19 protein-coding genes are annotated in these 17,844 nt (G+C 32.4%); 10 read left to right on the forward strand and 9 right to left on the reverse strand.

Annotation, left to right across the window (positions count from 1 at the left end; translation table 11 throughout):
- A complete protein-coding gene (locus EI427_RS08820) occupies nt 1-714 on the forward strand; it encodes a response regulator transcription factor (protein ID WP_126613739.1) in 714 nt (237 codons plus the stop codon).
- 56 nt (nt 715-770) lie between these two features.
- Here EI427_RS08820 and sufD read toward each other — a convergent pair whose 3' ends face one another.
- Together sufD and sufC are read right to left on the reverse strand one after the other, a co-directional pair.
- Nucleotides 771-2,066 (reverse strand): Fe-S cluster assembly protein SufD, encoded by a 1,296-nt coding sequence (sufD, locus tag EI427_RS08825; RefSeq protein ID WP_126613741.1) that lies wholly within the window; start codon nt 2,064-2,066, stop codon nt 771-773.
- Nucleotides 2,067-2,081: 15 nt separating this feature from the next.
- Nucleotides 2,082-2,840: a Fe-S cluster assembly ATPase SufC gene (sufC, locus tag EI427_RS08830; protein ID WP_126613743.1), complete on the reverse strand. Its 759-nt coding sequence runs from the start codon at nt 2,838-2,840 to the stop codon at nt 2,082-2,084.
- A gap of 377 nt (nt 2,841-3,217) precedes the next feature.
- Here sufC and EI427_RS08835 point away from each other — a divergent pair, with 377 nt between their 5' ends.
- From EI427_RS08835 to EI427_RS08870, 8 genes are all read left to right on the forward strand, one after another.
- The gene (locus EI427_RS08835; protein WP_126613745.1) at nt 3,218-3,625 is read left to right on the forward strand and encodes a MaoC family dehydratase; all 408 of its coding nucleotides are present in this window, start codon (nt 3,218-3,220) and stop codon (nt 3,623-3,625) included.
- 64 nt (nt 3,626-3,689) lie between these two features.
- Nucleotides 3,690-4,586: a bestrophin family protein gene (locus EI427_RS08840; RefSeq protein WP_126613747.1), complete on the forward strand. Its 897-nt coding sequence runs from the start codon at nt 3,690-3,692 to the stop codon at nt 4,584-4,586.
- Nucleotides 4,579-4,926 carry an arsenate reductase family protein gene (locus EI427_RS08845; protein ID WP_126613749.1) on the forward strand — a complete coding sequence of 116 codons (348 nt, stop codon included), beginning with the start codon at nt 4,579-4,581 and terminating at the stop codon, nt 4,924-4,926. The genes EI427_RS08840 and EI427_RS08845 overlap by 8 nt, the downstream gene beginning before the upstream one ends.
- Nucleotides 4,927-4,931: 5 nt before the next feature.
- Complete coding sequence (gene ruvX / locus EI427_RS08850) at nt 4,932-5,345, forward strand: Holliday junction resolvase RuvX (RefSeq protein ID WP_126613751.1); 414 nt, start codon at nt 4,932-4,934, stop codon at nt 5,343-5,345.
- Nucleotides 5,346-5,379: 34 nt separating this feature from the next.
- Complete coding sequence (gene def, locus EI427_RS08855; RefSeq protein WP_126613753.1) at nt 5,380-5,946, forward strand: peptide deformylase; 567 nt, start codon at nt 5,380-5,382, stop codon at nt 5,944-5,946.
- Between the two features lie 64 nt (nt 5,947-6,010).
- Entirely contained in the window at nt 6,011-6,493 is a 483-nt protein-coding gene (locus tag EI427_RS08860; RefSeq protein WP_126613755.1) for a hypothetical protein, read from the forward strand.
- 5 nt (nt 6,494-6,498) lie between these two features.
- The gene (locus tag EI427_RS08865; protein ID WP_126613757.1) at nt 6,499-7,290 is read left to right on the forward strand and encodes an amidohydrolase; all 792 of its coding nucleotides are present in this window, start codon (nt 6,499-6,501) and stop codon (nt 7,288-7,290) included.
- Nucleotides 7,291-7,295: 5 nt separating this feature from the next.
- The gene (locus tag EI427_RS08870) at nt 7,296-8,270 is read left to right on the forward strand and encodes a sodium:calcium antiporter (RefSeq protein WP_126613759.1); all 975 of its coding nucleotides are present in this window, start codon (nt 7,296-7,298) and stop codon (nt 8,268-8,270) included.
- On the opposite strand, the gene EI427_RS08875 is transcribed toward EI427_RS08870, so the two are convergent.
- The 4 genes from EI427_RS08875 to EI427_RS08890 form a co-directional block, all read right to left on the reverse strand.
- Nucleotides 8,271-8,984, reverse strand: coding sequence for a DUF4290 domain-containing protein (locus tag EI427_RS08875; protein WP_126613761.1), 714 nt, complete (start codon nt 8,982-8,984; stop codon nt 8,271-8,273).
- A 61-nt stretch (nt 8,985-9,045) separates the two neighbouring features.
- Nucleotides 9,046-10,884, reverse strand: coding sequence for a glutamine--fructose-6-phosphate transaminase (isomerizing) (gene glmS, locus EI427_RS08880; RefSeq protein ID WP_126613763.1), 1,839 nt, complete (start codon nt 10,882-10,884; stop codon nt 9,046-9,048).
- 29 nt (nt 10,885-10,913) lie between these two features.
- Complete coding sequence (locus EI427_RS08885; protein WP_126613765.1) at nt 10,914-12,341, reverse strand: DUF4270 family protein; 1,428 nt, start codon at nt 12,339-12,341, stop codon at nt 10,914-10,916.
- Between the two features lie 195 nt (nt 12,342-12,536).
- Nucleotides 12,537-13,352, reverse strand: coding sequence for a glycogen/starch synthase (locus tag EI427_RS08890; RefSeq protein WP_126613767.1), 816 nt, complete (start codon nt 13,350-13,352; stop codon nt 12,537-12,539).
- Between the two features lie 130 nt (nt 13,353-13,482).
- Between EI427_RS08890 and panC the strand changes: the two genes are divergently transcribed.
- On the forward strand, nt 13,483-14,340 hold the full coding sequence (gene panC / locus EI427_RS08895) for a pantoate--beta-alanine ligase (protein WP_126613769.1): 858 nt from the start codon (nt 13,483-13,485) through the stop codon (nt 14,338-14,340).
- A 64-nt stretch (nt 14,341-14,404) separates the two neighbouring features.
- Here panC and EI427_RS08900 read toward each other — a convergent pair whose 3' ends face one another.
- The 3 genes from EI427_RS08900 to hemL are packed head-to-tail and all read right to left on the reverse strand — an operon-like array spanning nt 14,405 to nt 17,699.
- Nucleotides 14,405-16,039 (reverse strand): S8 family peptidase, encoded by a 1,635-nt coding sequence (locus EI427_RS08900; RefSeq protein ID WP_126613771.1) that lies wholly within the window; start codon nt 16,037-16,039, stop codon nt 14,405-14,407.
- Nucleotides 16,040-16,059: 20 nt separating this feature from the next.
- Nucleotides 16,060-16,386: a hypothetical protein gene (locus EI427_RS08905; RefSeq protein WP_126613773.1), complete on the reverse strand. Its 327-nt coding sequence runs from the start codon at nt 16,384-16,386 to the stop codon at nt 16,060-16,062.
- 20 nt (nt 16,387-16,406) lie between these two features.
- A complete protein-coding gene (hemL, locus tag EI427_RS08910) occupies nt 16,407-17,699 on the reverse strand; it encodes a glutamate-1-semialdehyde 2,1-aminomutase (protein ID WP_205727919.1) in 1,293 nt (430 codons plus the stop codon).
- Nucleotides 17,700-17,844: the final 145 nt, after the last annotated feature.

The raw sequence follows: 17,844 nt of genomic DNA on the forward strand, positions 1-17,844 counted from the left end.
ATGAAAAAAACTACCGTTTTAGTAATTGACGACGAAAAAAACCTTTTAGATAGTATTGTAGACCTTTTAGAGATAAATGACTTTACTGTATTAGCTGCCGATAGTGGAAAAAAAGCATTAGAAATAATTGATAATAAACTCCCTGATATCATTTTATGTGATATTATGATGCCAGCTATGAATGGATACTTATTTCTAAAAGAACTAAGAAAAAATCCATTAGCAGTTGGAATTCCTTTTATATTTTTATCTGCTAAAAGTGATAAAAAAGATATTAGAAAAGGAATGAATTTATCTGCAGATGATTACCTCACAAAACCATTTACTCAAGCAGAACTTTTAGAGAGTATCCGTGCAAGAATAAATAGAATTGAAGTTTTAAAAAGTGAGATAATGATGTTTATGAAAAACATTAATATCAATCTGGTAAAAACTGGGTTAGATGCTTACAGTGAAGGACAAGATGCTAATAACGAGATGGAAGCTTTACGATCACTCCTACAAACGCAAAACAAAGCAATTGAAAAGTATTGCTATTTAAATAGTCATAAAGTTAGAGGACCATTATGCAGAATTATGGGTTTGTTAGAACTTTTTAATGATGCAAACGAGGAAATGAATAAGGAAATTCTCTCTCATTTAAAAACTAGTGCTAAAGATTTAGACCAAATAACAAAAGAGATTACCTATGCAATTTCTTCCATGAGTGCATAAAAAAAGCCTTTGAATAAAATTTTACTCAAAGGCTTTTCATATTTCAAATCAATAGATTAATCCAAAGGATAACCCATCTCATTAGCTACAATTCTTTCAACAATTGAACGAACACTATTGTTAGAGATTTTTTCAATAACATCTCCAGCAAATGCATACGTCAATAATGCTCTTGCTTTATCTTCAGGTATACCACGTGCTCTTAGATAGAACATTGGCTCTTCATCTAAAGCTCCAACAGTACAACCGTGAGAACAGCTTACATCATCTGCCCAAATTTCTAATTGTGGTTTTGTGTTCACAACAGCATCAGGAGACAATAAGATGTTTTTGTTAGATTGGAAAGCATTTGTTTTCTGAGCATCCTCACGAACAAATATTTTACCATTAAAAACAGCTTTAGATTTTTCACTTAAAATCCCTTTGTATAACTCATTACTGTATGAGTTTGGCATTTTATGATCAACAACTGTATGGTTATCAACAAGTGTTTTACCTTTTAAAAGATATAAACCTGTCATTAAACCCTCACAATGCTGTCCTAGTGCAATATTTAAGTTATTTCTAACCAATTGACCACCAGTAGTAATTGTAATATTGTGATAAACACTATTATCAGCTTGTTTTGCTTCAGTTAAAGTCACAAGGTTTGTGCTATCTTCTTCATCTTGTAATTTTACATGATTAAGAATAGCTCGCTCCGCAACATTAATTTCAGATACACTGTTAATCAAAACGTTTTGATTTCCAATTACAGCATTTCTTTCAATAATACTAACTTGAGCACCTTCTTCTAAAACTGCTAACAACCTTGGCTGAACAGCTGTATCCTCTCCTACTATTACATTTAAAATAGTAACAGGTGTTTCAGATAAAGCATTTCTTTTTGCGTAAACAAATACACCATCAGTAATAGCTGCAGTATTTACACCTACAAATGGTAAATCTGAATCTGCATACTTACCTAAATGCGCAGTTACCAAATCGGTATGCTCAATTAATGCCTTTGCTAATGGTGCTACAATAACTTTATCTGTAGAAGTATACTTTGATAAGTTATTATTAAAAATACCATTTACAAAAACTAAAACATCAGTTCCATCAATAAGATACTTTTCAATATCCTCTGCAGTTACAGATGCACTTACAGCAAAATTAAAAGTAGAAGAAACTAATTTCTTTAAATTAGTGTACTTCCATTCTTCATGGTTGATTGAAGGAAAATCCGTAGAAGCAAATTTTTCTGCAGCAGCTGTTCTTAATTCAACTAATGCAGGTACAGCTTCTATTGTATCTTCTATATATGCTAAAGCATTATTTTTTAATGCTCCATTTTCGATTACTATACTCATATCTAAAAGTTGGGTTTAGTTTTGACCTTCAACTTCTTGAATGATCCAATCGTATCCTTTTTCCTCAAGTTCTAAAGCTAATTCTTTAGTACCAGATTTTACAATCTTACCTTTGTAAAGAACATGTACAAAATCAGGAACGATATAGTCTAAAAGTCTTTGGTAGTGAGTTACTACAACAAAAGATCTTTTACCATCACGTAAACTATTTACACCGTTGGCTACAATTCTTAATGCATCAATATCTAATCCCGAATCAGTTTCATCAAGAATAGCTAATTTTGGATCAAGCATTGCCATGTGGAAAATTTCGTTTCTTTTCTTTTCACCACCAGAGAAACCTTCATTTAAAGATCTACTCATTAATGATTTATCGATAGAAACAATTTTCATTTTTTCTTTCATTTCTTTCATGAAGTTCGCAGCGTTGTAAGGTTCCATACCTCTTGCTTTACGTACTTCATTTACTGCAGTTCTCAAGAAATTAGTATTACTAACACCTGGAATTTCTACAGGGTATTGAAATGCTAAAAATAAACCTTTTTGAGCTCTAACCTCTGGAGATAATTCCAATAAGTCTACACCGTCAAAGTCTACCTCTCCACCTTCTACCTCATAATCTTCTTTTCCTGCAAGAACAGAAGCTAAAGTACTTTTTCCAGATCCGTTTGGACCCATGATAGCATGAACTTCACCTTCTTTAATCTCTAAATTGATTCCTCTAAGAATCTCTTTGTCTTCAATTGAAGCCTTTAGATCTTTGATCTTAAGCATTTTATCTATAATTTATTTTAAGAAAATTCGTTTATTTAGATTAGTCTCGTTGATAATATTGATAAAACAGATAAAAATCACACACTCTAATCAACCGCGAATTTATTTAGAATTTTTTTAAATAGGAACATATTTTCAAAATATCCTCGTTTATTTGTGAAAAAGACATGAAAAAAGGCATTGTCATTGACAATACCTTTAGTCCATTAAATATGAAAATGAAAAAAGATAATTCTTTATTTGAGGTAACAAGAAAATGATCAACATCATTTTTTATCTTATTACTTATCGTAAAGTTAATAGATTTCATTAATTTTGGAGATATAAATCATCTTTTTAAGAAAACTATTCAAATAACATAAAATTTAACATCAGTAATGATTTCATTAGAAGATAATTATCAAACAAATTTTAGCTTTACTCAAGAGCAAGTAAATGCATTTGCAGAACTTACTGGAGATACAAACCCAATTCATATAGATGAAGAGTTTGCATCAAAAACTCCTTTTAAGAAACCTATAATGCATGGCTTTTTATCTGCATCAATATTTTCTAGAGTTTTAGGTACTGAATTCCCAGGTAATGGCTCAGTATATTTATCGCAAACAATGAATTTTTTAAGACCAATGTTTGTAGACGAGGAATACCAAGCTACTTTTACTGTGACAGATATTGATTCGAAAAGAAAAACTGCAATAATCAAAACAGAAATTATTGCCTTATCTAATAAAAAAATCACTGTTAAAGGTGAAGCTAAATTAATGCACAAAACATTAATTGACTAAACAAAACAATACGATTAAAGCATCGTTTTTATTGAAATGTTATTATAACTATTACATTTTTCTTATGCCTAAAAAAAATAGCTTGACAGATTCTACTCTTTTTATGATGTTCTCATATAAAGGGTATTTGATTCGTAAGTTATCGTCTGACTTACTTTGGATAACAATTCCTTCTACAATACTTTGTGCTATCCACGAATACAAACACCTAGATATAGGAATGAACTTTTCATTACCTGGCTTAATGGGTGCAATCTTAGGTATCCTTTTAGTTTTCAGGAACAACACAGCTTATGATCGTTGGTGGGAAGCTAGAAAGGTACTTGGTGGTTTAGTAAACACATCTCGAAACTTTGCTTTACAAGTAAATTCAATGGTTCCTGATGGAAAAATAAAAGATGAACTACAAAACTTAATTGGTGCTTTCCCTTATGCACTAAAAGAACATTTAAGGGAAGGGGTTGTTTTTAGTGATTTTAGTTTTATTGGAGATGCAATGACTGAAAAACTAAAAAGTTGGGACCACATTCCTGTCGCAATAAATAACTTAATTCAAGAACGCCTTAAAATGGTGCTTAACTCAGGAGGAATTACTGATTTTCAATTTTTGAAATTAATAGAAAACTCTGATGAATTAATTGATATAATGGGAAAATGTGAGCGTATAAAAAACACGCCGATGCCAGAATCTCATACTTATTTACTGAAAGTTTATATTTGGGTTTATGCTATCATTATTCCTTTTGGTCTTATAGATACTTTAGGATGGTGGACAATTTTAGCAGTAGTTATGGTTTATTATGTTGCTATGAGTATTGTAACTATCTCTGAAGAAATAGAAGAGCCATTTGGTATAGATCCGAATGACTTACCGGTTGATAAAATCTGTAACACAATTTACAACAACATCCAGGAGGTTAAGACTAAGTCTACTCCATATTCTAACTACAATAATGTCTAAAATATATTATTTATCTACTTGCAGTACTTGTAAAAGAATAATTGAAGAAATTGGTAAAGAAAAATTTGATCAGTTTCAGGATATTAAAACAGAACAAATTACTGAAGAGCAAATAGATGAGATGAAAGCTTTATCAGGCTCTTATGAAGCCTTATTTAGTAGAAGATCTAGACAATTCCGTCCAATGGGATTGCATGAAAAGCAATTATCTGAAGATGATTACAAATCGTTAATACTAAAAGAGTACTCTTTTCTAAAAAGACCTGTTATTTTAGCAAATGATAATATATTTGTAGGTAATAGTAAAAAGGAAATTGAACGTGCAATAGCTGCACTATAATAAACATGGGAAGAATTTTAGCCATAGATTTTGGCACAAAAAGAACAGGTTTCGCAGTCACAGATCCTCTAAAGATCATCGCATCTTCATTGGATACTGCTCAAACAAATGTAGCGATGCAATTTGTAAAAGATTATGTTGCTAAAGAAGATGTTGAGCGTTTTGTTATTGGGCTACCTGTTGGTTTAGACGGTTTAGAAACCGACAATACAAAACCTACAAAATCTTTTGCAAAAAAATTAGAAAAGAATTTCCCATCTATTCCGCTTACTTTTATTGATGAGCGTTTCACTTCAAAAATGGCTGAAGCTTCTATGATTGCAGGTGGAATGAAGAAAAAAGATAGAAGAGTAAAAGGTAATGTAGACAAAATAAGTGCTGCAATTATTTTACAATCTTATCTTGATCAAAACTTTTAGAAAAGAATTACATACTTTTAAAATAAAAAAATAAATGATTTATCCAGTTGTAGCATATGGCGACCCTATTCTTAGAAAAGTCGCTAGGGACTTCTCAGAAGAAGAGCTGAAAGATGTAAAAACTCTTGCTGCCGATATGTTTGAAACAATGGAAGGTGCTAGCGGAGTTGGTTTAGCTGGTCCACAAATTGGGATTGCCAAAAGAATTTTTGTGATCGATTCAAATTTAATGATAGATGAAGAAAGTGAAGGTGAAGAGAAAGGGCTAAGATCTGCTTTTATTAACGCTAAAATCATCGAAGAATTTGGTGAAGAATTTGGATTTGACGAAGGGTGTTTAAGTATTCCTGGAATTAACGGTGAAGTTGTTCGAAAAGAAAGTATTAAAATCAAATACTTAGACGAAGAGCTTAACGAAAAAGAAGAAGTCTTTACAGGAATGACTGCTCGTGTTATTCAACATGAATATGATCACATTGAAGGTAAATTATTTACTGATTATCTATCTCCAATAAAGAAAAGATTAATCAAAAGTAAATTAAATAATATCACTAAAGGAAAAGCTAATCATTCATATCGAATGAGATTTCCAAAAAAATAGTTATATTTCAAGCCATCTGAAAAGATGGCTTTTTTTATCACTATTCGTAAATAGTATTTTTTAGATGAGAAGATTAATCCACATAATACTACCATTTATCTTATTTATAAGTTGTAGTTCTAACAATGAAATCAATTGGGCCTCTCCTACTAGTTTAGACCAAGATTTTATGAATAGAATTAATGACCATAGAGAAGAAATCAATTTAACGGAATTAAAGTTTAATCCTATATTTTTTGAACAGGCTAAAAGATTTGCATCTGAATTAGCGGATAATCCTGGTTTGCGTGAGCAAATATCTAAAGATGATCAAATAATAAATAGATATACAAGTGTTATCAAGGCTCAAACTGGAGCAAATGCAAGAGGTTGTACTGGTTTTAGTGCGTCGAGTAATTTAGATCCTAATGAAGTCGTTAAAATAATGACTCAAACATGTCGGTCTACTATTGATGACAGAAATGCGAACGCTATTGGAGGTGCTGTCTTTCAGAACTCTAATAATGGAGATTACTTTTATGTAACTTTTATTGGAAAGGTAGATTAATAAACATGAGACATCAAGAACAATTAAAAATAGCACTGGTACAAACATCTATATATTGGATGAACCCTACGGCGAATATGGCCGAATTAGAGGAGAAGTTATCAGAGATTGAAAATGATAATGTTGATCTTGTGGTTTTGCCTGAATTATTTACAACTGGTTTTCATCCATCTGCAGCAGAACTATCAGAACCAATTGGTTTAACTACTACTAAATGGTTGCTACAACAAGCAAAGCGTCTTGATGCTGCTATTATTGGTAGTTACCCTGTTAGACAGGATCGTCAAATTTTTAACCGACTACTTTTTGTAAAGCCAGACGGTACGCTATCTCATTATGACAAAAGGCACCTATTTAAAATGGGTTCTGAACATATGACATTCACTCCAGGAAACTTTCAATTAATTGAAGAATGGAAAGGTTGGAGAATTAATCCTATTATTTGTTATGATTTAAGATTTCCTCTTTGGTGTAGAAATACAAATAATGATTATGATATTTTATTATGTATTGGTAATTGGCCTAAAGCAAGAATTTCTGCTTGGCAGACTTTATTAAATGCAAGAGGGCTAGAAAATTTAAGTTTTAGTATAGGTGTTAATCGAATTGGAACTGATCAAAATGGAATTGATTACAATGGGTTTACTGTAGCTTATACTCCAAAAGGAGAACTACTTAATGTTCCGAATGAAGAGGATGAAATTAAAATTGTCACTTTAGACTATAATGAAGTACAGAGTATTCGAGAAAAATTTCCTGCTCATTTAGATGCTGATCACTTCAATCTTCATTTATAATTTCAATGGATGTATTTTTTCATATTCTTATAAGTTTAATAGGTATTCTCCTTATGCGACAAGGAGCATTAATGTTAACTAAAGGAGCTACTGTTTTATCTGCAAAAACCAATTTCTCTGGAGTACACATAGGCTTAACATTAGTAGCTTTCGGTACTTCTATTCCAGAAATATCTGTAGCATTTATTTCAAGCTATAAAGGTGCTGAAACATTAGCTTTTGGAACAATTATAGGAAGTAATACTTTTAATATTGTATTTGGATTAGGTATATCTGCCCTTTTTGTAAATATTAGAGTTATCGCTAAAAACATCTATAGAGACACTCTATTTGCAGTTCTTAGTGGTTGTTTATTATTTTTATTACTCAATAAAAAGCTATTTTTTAATGCTCCAGAGAATACATTATCCTCCCTCGATAGTATTTTCTTAATTGGCTTATTCATTACTTATTATCTCATTATTTTTGGTAGTTCAAAAAATAAAAAAGAGATTTTAATGATTAAAAGAATTCCTAAAGATATTCTTTCACACCATTTTATTGTTAGAGATATTATCATTGGGTTTCTAATTATTGCTGGAGGAGCTTATATCTCTGTTGTAGAAGCTCTATTACTAAGTGAATATACAGACCTTAATCCGAGGTTCATTGGTGTTAGTATAATGGCTGTGTGTACCTCTTTACCCGAAATTACTACAACTCTCTCTGCATTAAAAAGTAAGAGACACGATATAGCAATTGGTAATATAATGGGTTCTTATATTATAAATTTTTTAATTGCTCCCTCATTATTAACAATTAAGGGTACAACCTTTTACGATTATACCCTTAATTATGATTTGATCTTTGCGATACTTATATGTCTTTTAGCAGGAGTTTTATCTTTCTCAAGTAGATATTTGAGATTGAATAAGGCAACAGCTATTATGATGCTTTTCTTAGGAGTTGTATATTATATAACAACCTATTTAAGAGGTTAACTACTTCCTTCTTTTCTTTCTTCTATTATTATTATGATTGTTGTTACTGTTATTAATAGAACGGTTAGAATTTTTTGAGCGATTTGAATGACTGCTACTGGTATTACCTTGCATATTTCCTTTATTATTTCCAGAAGAAGGAGGTAATTTCACATTTTTGAAACATTCAGGATACTTTTCTTTAATCTCCCGCATGTTGATTTGGCCTTTAGCCAAAGTATTCAACGTATTAATAATAACTTCATCCTCTATCTGATCATTTACTTGAGCAGAATAGAATGATTTCATAAGGTGAACAATCTTTGTAAAAGCAATTTCTTTTGCTTCTTGTTCTACTTGTTCTAATGCACTTTGAACCATTAAATCAAGGTTTTTCCCAAAGTGTTTAAAACGAATATGAGTTTGATTATACTCCACCTTACGAGGTTTTTTAAACATCATATTTTCAGTAGGTGAAGGATAAGGAGAATCAATTTCTAATTCAAAATCCGACATTACTTGAAGGTGATCCCAAATTCTTTGCTGACTATCATCTAGTTGCTTTTGAATTGGATGTAATTGCTTCATCAATGCTATTAAAGTATAAGCATATTGAGTTCGTAAAGCCTTATCATCTAAAGATGAAATAAACTTTACAAGTTGTTCAATATTTCTACCATACTCTTTTAGAATGATATCTGTTCTTCCTGTATTGTACGTATATTCGTCGCGCATATTAAAAATCAAAACACAGTAGTTATTAATTGTAGAAATTAATAACTACTGATATATATTATTATTCTACTGTAACTGATTTAGCCAAGTTCCTTGGTTGATCTACATTACAACCTCTCATCACAGCAATGTGGTAAGAAAGTAATTGTAACGGCACACAAGAAATCATAGGCATTAATACTTCATGAGTATCAGGAACTTCAATTACATGGTCAACCATGTTTGGAATTAAAGCATCTCCTTCTGTTACGATAGCTATAACTCGTCCACTACGAGCCTTTACTTCTTGAAGGTTAGAAACCACTTTATCATAAGAACTGTCTCTAGTTGCAATTACAACTACAGGCATTTCTTCATCAATTAAAGCAATAGGACCATGTTTCATTTCTGCAGCTGGGTAACCTTCTGCATGAATATATGATATCTCTTTTAGTTTCAGTGCACCTTCTAGTGCAACAGGGAAATTAAATCCTCTACCTAAATATAAGAAGTTTTTAGCATCTTTATACAATGCTGACATTTCTTTTATTTTAGCATCTGTCTTTAAAACAGCTTCAATCTTAGCCGGGATATTTTCAAATTCAACTAAAAGGTCATGTAACTGAGCTTCTGTTAAAGATCCTTTTTCTTTTGCTAACATTAATGCCATTGTTGTCAAAACAGTCAACTGAGCAGTAAATGCTTTTGTACTTGCAACACCAATCTCTGGTCCAGCATGCGTATAAGCTCCCTCATGAGAGTTTCTTGCAATCGAAGACCCAACTACATTACAAACACCAATAACAGTTGCTCCTTTAGATTCTGCTAAAGACATAGCTGCTAATGTATCTGCTGTTTCACCAGATTGAGAAATTGCAATCATAACATCGCCTTTTCCAATAATTGGATTTCTATATCTAAATTCAGAAGCGTACTCCACCTCTACAGGTATACGTACTAATTCTTCGATGATATATTCTGCAACTAAGCCAGCGTGCCATGAAGTACCACAAGCAACAATGATAATACGGTTAGCATTTAATAAATCCTCAAAATGATTATAAATACCACCAAGTTTAACATGGTTGTCTTTTGCAATTACTCGTCCTCGAAGACAGTCTGCAACAGATTTTGGTTGTTCCATGATCTCCTTCATCATGAAGTGATCATAACCACCTTTCTCAATTGCTTCTAATTCTAATTCTAATGTTTGAAGATATGGAGTTTGTACTTCATTCTTAACATCAGTAATTATCATCTCACCATCTTTTAAAAGAACTACCTCCTCATCTTTGATATACACAACATCTTTTGTGTATTCAATAATTGGAGTAGCATCAGATGCTAAGAAAAATTCGTTCTCCCCAACGCCAATAACTAGTGGACTACCTTTACGGGCAGCAACTAATTGACCTGGGTTATCCTTACTAGTGATAACAATAGCATACGCACCAATTACTTCATTTAATGCTAAACGTACTGCTTCATCTAAAGGACAATTATTATCTTTCTGAACTTGTTCAATAAAGTGAATAAATACTTCCGTATCCGTATCACTATGAAAAACATGTCCTCTTTCAATTAATGTTTCTTTTAAAGCTCCATAATTTTCAATAATTCCATTATGAACCATTGCTAATTTTGAATCAGAAGAGTAATGAGGATGTGCATTTGCATCGTTTGGAGCACCATGAGTGGCCCAGCGAGTATGCCCTATTCCAGTAGATCCTTTAGTGTCTTGACCTTTTAATTGCTTTTTTAAATCAGCAACTTTGCCTTTACACTTAAAGACCTTAACGTCTCTTTCTTCTACTAATGATACACCGGCACTATCGTAACCGCGATATTCTAAGCGCTCTAAGCCTTTGATAAGAATGTCAAGTGCTTGTCTATGGCCTACATAACCGACAATTCCGCACATAAGTTTATTTGTTTGTGATGAATAATAATTTAATTACAAATGTAAGTTGGGTCGTTGAAAACTGCATAGTAAACAATCAGCTTAAGTTTCATAGCTTGACCATTTAACGGATGATTTAACGGATTCTTATCATCTGCGAAAATCAGTTTTCTAATTGATGTTGATTGTTGATTGGGTAAAATAACTAAGCCATCATCACTAAGAGGTAAACCTTCAATTTCTCTAAATGTCCTTTCTTGTAAGTATTCAGCGAGTTTTGCCCAACCGTATACTTGAGTAGAAGAACTATAAGCGACCTGATAATCTCCTGATGATGGATATTGAGCTTGTAATAATTTATATTGTTTAGAATCTGGAGATACTGTTTGTAAAGTACCGTCAGAGTTCATGAAACCAAAATACAAACCACTTGGAGGTGGTGTATTTGTTGCTGGATATATTTTAAATTCAGGATCATCAACGCCTACAGCTGAGATTGCCAATTGTGCTTGATTAATGTGAACTTCTCTCACTGAATCTGAAGTCCCTGTTTTTCTAAATAAATTCACTAAAGAAGGGAATTTAATTCTTGCAACCATACCTGTTCCTTCGAATACAAAACCATAATTACTTGAATTTTCAGAATTAACAACATCACCAACTTTAATATTTTGCGTTAAAGTACCAGGAGTATAATCAATTTGATTAAACCTTTCTTTAAACCCAAAGTAGTATGTTGTACGAATAGTATCTTCATTTGTGTCTCCAAAATAGTGCATATGCAAATTCATTACTGTTCCGTAATTCTCTAAGCTATACTTTCCTGCCCATGAAGCAGTCTGACTATCTTTAACACGAATTGCTAATCCTTTTATCTTACTTGCAAAATCATCTTGATCAGCATATTCTGCTCCGTCAATAATCTTTTGCCCAAATGTATTTGATAAAATAATATTTACAGTATCTGTTTCAATATCTGAAACTTTAAATGTTCTTGATCCTAAAACTTCTGTAAAATACTTCACAGAGTCTGTTGAATAATATCCTGCAGAATCACCTTTTATAGTTTCGCTAAGCTCATATACTTCTAATGTGATTGTTTGAGAAGTATCACCATAAATAGAAGTTTTGTCTAACGCTAACGAAAGTGATAATGAATCTAGTTCTCTATCGTTAAAATTTAATGCTTCTTCAGATCCGATACTTAATTGCGTATAAGTTGAAGTCTTTGTTTGACCAATCTCTGCACCATTATCTACATAACCTGCTAAAAAGAAAGATCCATTCTTTGTATATAAAGAATCCATATAATGTGTTTCCACATCTATCTCAAAAGTATCTGCATAACACATTTGAGTTTGATCATCTATTAGATCACCACCAATAACGATAGTCTGTAAGTCTGTTCGCTCACATGCAAAACAAAAAATTATTGCAAAAAATAAAATCGCTCTGGTAAAAACTGTTTTTATATTCATCTCGGAAAATATCATTTAAAAAGGCTTACTTATAACCTTTCATTGGAATGACAATGGATTCGGTAAAATGGTTGAAAGCAAAGTATAAATACGGTTCGACAAAAATTGCGAATTATATAGAAGTACACAAACAAAAAAGGCTATCGATCGTATTTCGACAGCCTTTTTTTTATAAAAATACTTAAAAAGCAAAGATTACTCCGCTAATCCAGTATATATATCATAATATGACTCTGCATACTCATCTCCTTCTTGAATATCATCCGCAACTTTTTCGCCATATCCAGATAAAACTTCAACAACAGAATCACCAATTGATTGAGATCCTTTTGTTACTTTATCTGCATATTCTGAACCAATCTTAATAAAACTGTTGTAATCTGCTGATGAAAGATCTTGAAGCATTGAATCATCGATATCAAGCATCTTCACTTTCTTTGTCAATTCATCATGATCGAATTTATGATCAAACTGCGTGTCATAAACTGTAAATACAGTTTTAGCATTTTTGAACATAGGATCATTTTTGTATGAAGTCTTTAAATATAAAGGAATAAAACTAGTGAACCAGTCGTTACAATGAACAACATCTGGAGCCCAGCCCAATTTCTTTACCGTTTCGATTACTCCTTTACAGAAAAATACTGCTCTATCATCATTATCTTCGAAAAACTCGTCGCTTTTCTTATCTCTGAAAACAGATTTTCTATGGAAATAATCTTCGTTATCAATAAAGTATACTTGCAATTTAGCACTCTGAATAGAAGCCACTTTTATTGTTAGTGGTTTCTCATCTTCACCTACGGCAATATTCATCCCCGAAAGTCTTACTACCTCATGCAACCTGTTCTTACGCTCATTGATTAAACCAAATCTTGGAACCATAATTCTGATTTCCATACCTCTTTCTTGCATAGACTGCGGAAGCTTCCTAACATAATCTGCAACTTCAGAAGTTTTTAAAAATGGATTTATCTCACTTGAAACGTAGAGAATTTTTAATTTCGACATATTCTACCGTATTTACACCTTTTCTACGCAAAAGTACGGAAGAACTTACTTAAATTCAACTTTAAGTAGCAAACTAACCTAAATTTACATATTTACTTAATAATTTATTTTTTAAAAAACAACCCCTATAATGGACGTTTTTAACACAGTTAGTACTTTGAAAAAATTTGTCAATAATTGCAAATTTTCAAAAAAAACGATCGGTTTTGTTCCGACAATGGGTGCTTTACATGATGGACACTTAAATTTAGTCCGTCAATCGAACAAAGAAAACGACATCACAATTTGCAGTATTTTTGTTAATCCTACACAGTTTAATAATGCCATTGATCTAAAACATTACCCTGTTAAACATGAAGAAGATTTTGAATTATTAAGAAGTGCTGGATGCCATGTTGTCTTTCTTCCATCTGTAGAAGAAATGTATCCAAAAGGAGTAAAACAAAATGATATTTGTGGTTTCAATTTTGGAGAAATTGAGAATCAATTAGAAGGAGCTTTTAGACCTGGTCATTTTAATGGCGTTGGCATAGTTGTAAGTAAATTATTTCATATGGTCAATCCAATGAAAGCTTATTTCGGGTTAAAAGATTTACAACAGTTTTTAATTATCAGAAAAATGACTCTAGACCTTTCTTTTGGGATTGATATAATTGGCGTCCCAACGGTTAGAGAGAAAGATGGTTTAGCAATGTCTTCTAGAAACTTAAGATTAACACAAGAGGAGAGAAACATTGCACCTTTTATTTATAGAACTATTTCTGAGATGAAAGAACAGATTTCTGTATTTAAAACACCTAAAGAAGTCTTAGAATGGGGCATTTCAAATTTTCATAAAAATCCCTCTTTTCATTTAGAATACCTTGATATAGTGAATACTTCTGACCTAAAACCAGTCGAAGAGAACAGTACGCCTACTTCTTATGCAATTGTAATTGCGGCTCATTTAGGCAAAGTAAGGTTGATTGATAATTTATTGATTGAATAAATTTAATCCATAAATAAAGCCCATCACTTTTCAGCAATGGGCTTTATATATCTTTCGAAGATAATTACTTAGAAATTTTCTCAGCATATTTACATGCTTCGTATAAATTAATAACACCTCCTGTTATTGATAGAGTACCAAACTTTACAGTTTCTGGTTCTTCACCTTCTTCTAAACTTTCATAGCCTGGTTTAAACACCTCTTTACTTTTTAAAGGTGTAACTGTTTTCATTAAGATTTTCTTAACTGTTGCTCCAGATAAATTAGGATAATATGACATTAACACAGCTGCACAACCTGCAACAACTGGAGAAGCCATACTTGTTCCATTTAATGCTTGATATTCAGACCCTGGCACTGTTGAATAGATATTATAACCAGGGGCAAATAAATCAACATTTTTCTTTGCATAGTTAGAAAAAGTAGCTGGTAATGTTTCATCAATATGCCATGTTGATGCACCTACTTCAATCCAATTACGCGCTGAACCTCCTTTTAGATACTTGTCTTTAGGGAAATTCCTTTCAACATCAGTATTCTTATTATCGTTACCTGCAGCATGAATTAATAAAACTCCCTTAGAGTCTGCATATTTCACCGCAGCATCTACATCAGATTTATAAGGAGAAAATGGCTTACCAAAACTCATATTAATCACTCTAGCACCATTATCTACAGCATAGCGAATGGCATTAGCAACATCTTTATCTCTTTCATCTCCATTAGGTACAGCTCTAATTACCATAATTTCAACGTTATCAGCTACACCTTCGATACCTAAGTTATTTCCTCTAGCGGCACCAATAATACCTGCAACATGAGTACCGTGTAAAGCATCAGGACCTGTTACTCCATTATTACCATATATTTTTTGCTTCTTGTTATCGATATCATCTCCAACAATCTCTCTTGTATTTAAATCTGGATTGTAATTATATTCTACTTGGTCTTTAAAGTAATCAACTCCTTCTTGGATACGATCTGCTGAAACACCTCTACTCAGCATGCCTGCAACCATACCTGACATTCTTGTAAGCGTTTCATCCTCTGTTTTTAAGGTTTCTAAAGCTCCTAATAATTCTTCTTCTGATTCTAAATCAAAATAAGCCATAAATAAAGCTTTACCTCTATTAAATTGGTGAAGTAAGAAATCATATCTTTCAAGATTTTCTTGTGCTTCTGCAAATCCTGTTTCAAAAGATTCTTTTACCTCAAGCCAAAGCTTGTATTCTTTTTTATCAGATTTTGCTATATCAGATTCATCTTTACCCGCATATTTTTTACTTAATGTTCCATACATACGTGCAACTTCAAGGTTTTCTTCATTGACAAAAGTCCCACCTTCGCCTCCAATGAAATTCCAACCGTTTACATCGTCGATATAGCCATTTTTATCATCATCGACTCCATTCCCTGCAATTTCTTTAGGATTCACCCAGATTACAGATTTCAAATCTTCATGATCGATATCTATTCCACTGTCAATAACAGCTACGACTACTTTTTTGCTTTTTTTACCTTTTAAGACTTCTTTGTAAGCCTGCTCTGTTCCAACTCCATAAACATTATCCTGAGAATAGCTTAGATTGAACCAATTTTCTAGTGCTCCTTTTAAAGGATCTTCTTGTGCATTTGCACTTAATGATACTTGGCTGACGAGAGCGCCTGCAAGTAAAATTGTTTTTAATGTATTTGTCATGATAGTATGTGTTTTGCCAACTATTTTTTGGTTGGCCATAATTTTATGAGAGATTCTCGGATAATAAGAACAACAATAACCTCTATTAAGAATGACCCTAATTGCCCTAAATCAAAGCCAAAAATTGACATAATGTTTGGCAATGTAACAAAAAGAGCCGCGAAAATAAAACCAAAACCTAAATCGATAAACATCTTTTGTCTATCTGAAAAGTTTGGTTGTTTTTTACATTCAGGGCATTTAGATTTTTCTAATCGAAATCCATATAAAAAAAGATGTTGCCATTTGAATGTATTACAAACAGCAACTTCTTTTTTAATAGATTGTCTTTTTTTATTTTTAGACATACTCTATTACTTAATTTATATTAAGCTTCAATAGAATCTAGTGATGCATTAACGGCAGCAATGATTTCGTCTAAATTTTCATCAGTTAATGCCTGAGACATAAACCAACTTTCATATTGTGACGGAGGAAGGTACACACCATTGTCTAACATAGCATGGAAAAACTTACCAAACTTTTCAGTGTTAGTAGTTTGTGCATCTGCAAAATTGTTAACTTCTTTATCTGTAAAGAAAAGGCATACCATTGATCCAAGTAGCGTTACCTTGTACGGTAAATTCTTTCTATCTAATGCTGCTTGAATTCCAGTTACTAACTTTTTCCCTTTTGCTGCTAAATCTGTATAAACAGAAGGATTATCATTTAAATGATGAAGCATAGCTAAACCTGCCGCCATTGCTACTGGATTTCCAGACAATGTACCCGCCTGATAAACTGGTCCTGCAGGAGCAACATAGTCCATTAATTCAGCTTTTCCACCATAAGCACCCACAGGCATTCCGCCACCTATAATTTTACCCAAAGTGGTCATATCTGGGATAACATCAAATACTTCTTGTGCCCCACCTTTCGCAAGACGGAAACCTGTCATTACTTCATCAAATATCAAAATGATACCTTCACGAGTACAAATTTCTCTAAGCTTTTTTAAATAATCATTTGTCGGCAGAACTAATCCCATATTACCAGGAACAGGCTCTATAATTAATGCTGCTATTTCATCTTTATTTTCAGAAATTAATTGCTCAATTTTATCAACATCGTTATAAGGTGCCAATAATGTATCTTTTGCAGTACCTTCTGTAACGCCAGGGCTATTTGGAACACCCATAGTAACTGCTCCACTACCTGCTGCAATTAAAAATGCGTCGCCATGACCATGGTAACAGCCTTCTATTTTAATAAATTTATCCTTACCAGTAAATCCTCTAGCTACACGGATAGCAGACATTGTTGCTTCCGTACCAGAATTCACCATTCTAACTTTTTCGATTGAAGGAACCATACTACAGATAAGTTCTGCAATATCAATTTCTTTTGAAGTTGGTGCTCCAAATGATAACGAATTATTTACAGCACCTTGTACGGCCTCTAATATTGCTGGATGTGCATGACCAAGAATCATTGGTCCCCAAGAATTGATTAATTCTAAGTAACTCTTATTATCTTCGTCTGTGATATAAGCGCCTTTTGCACTTTTTATAAATAATGGTGTTCCTCCTACAGATTTAAATGCTCTAACAGGAGAGTTTACTCCACCAGGAATTGTATTTTGAGCTTTGCTGAACAAATCAGCACTTCGTTTGTTATTCACGATATCAATATTAATGTTTTCGATGATTACAAAGTTAACAGATCAATTTAAATACTCAATTTATAGATGAATACTGTTTGTTTATGACTGTTATTAAAGCATAAAAAAAGAAACCCCCGAAAATCAGAGGTTCCTTCCACTTTAA

The organism is Flammeovirga pectinis (assembly GCF_003970675.1).
Taxonomy (GTDB): Bacteria; Bacteroidota; Bacteroidia; order Cytophagales; family Flammeovirgaceae; genus Flammeovirga; species Flammeovirga pectinis.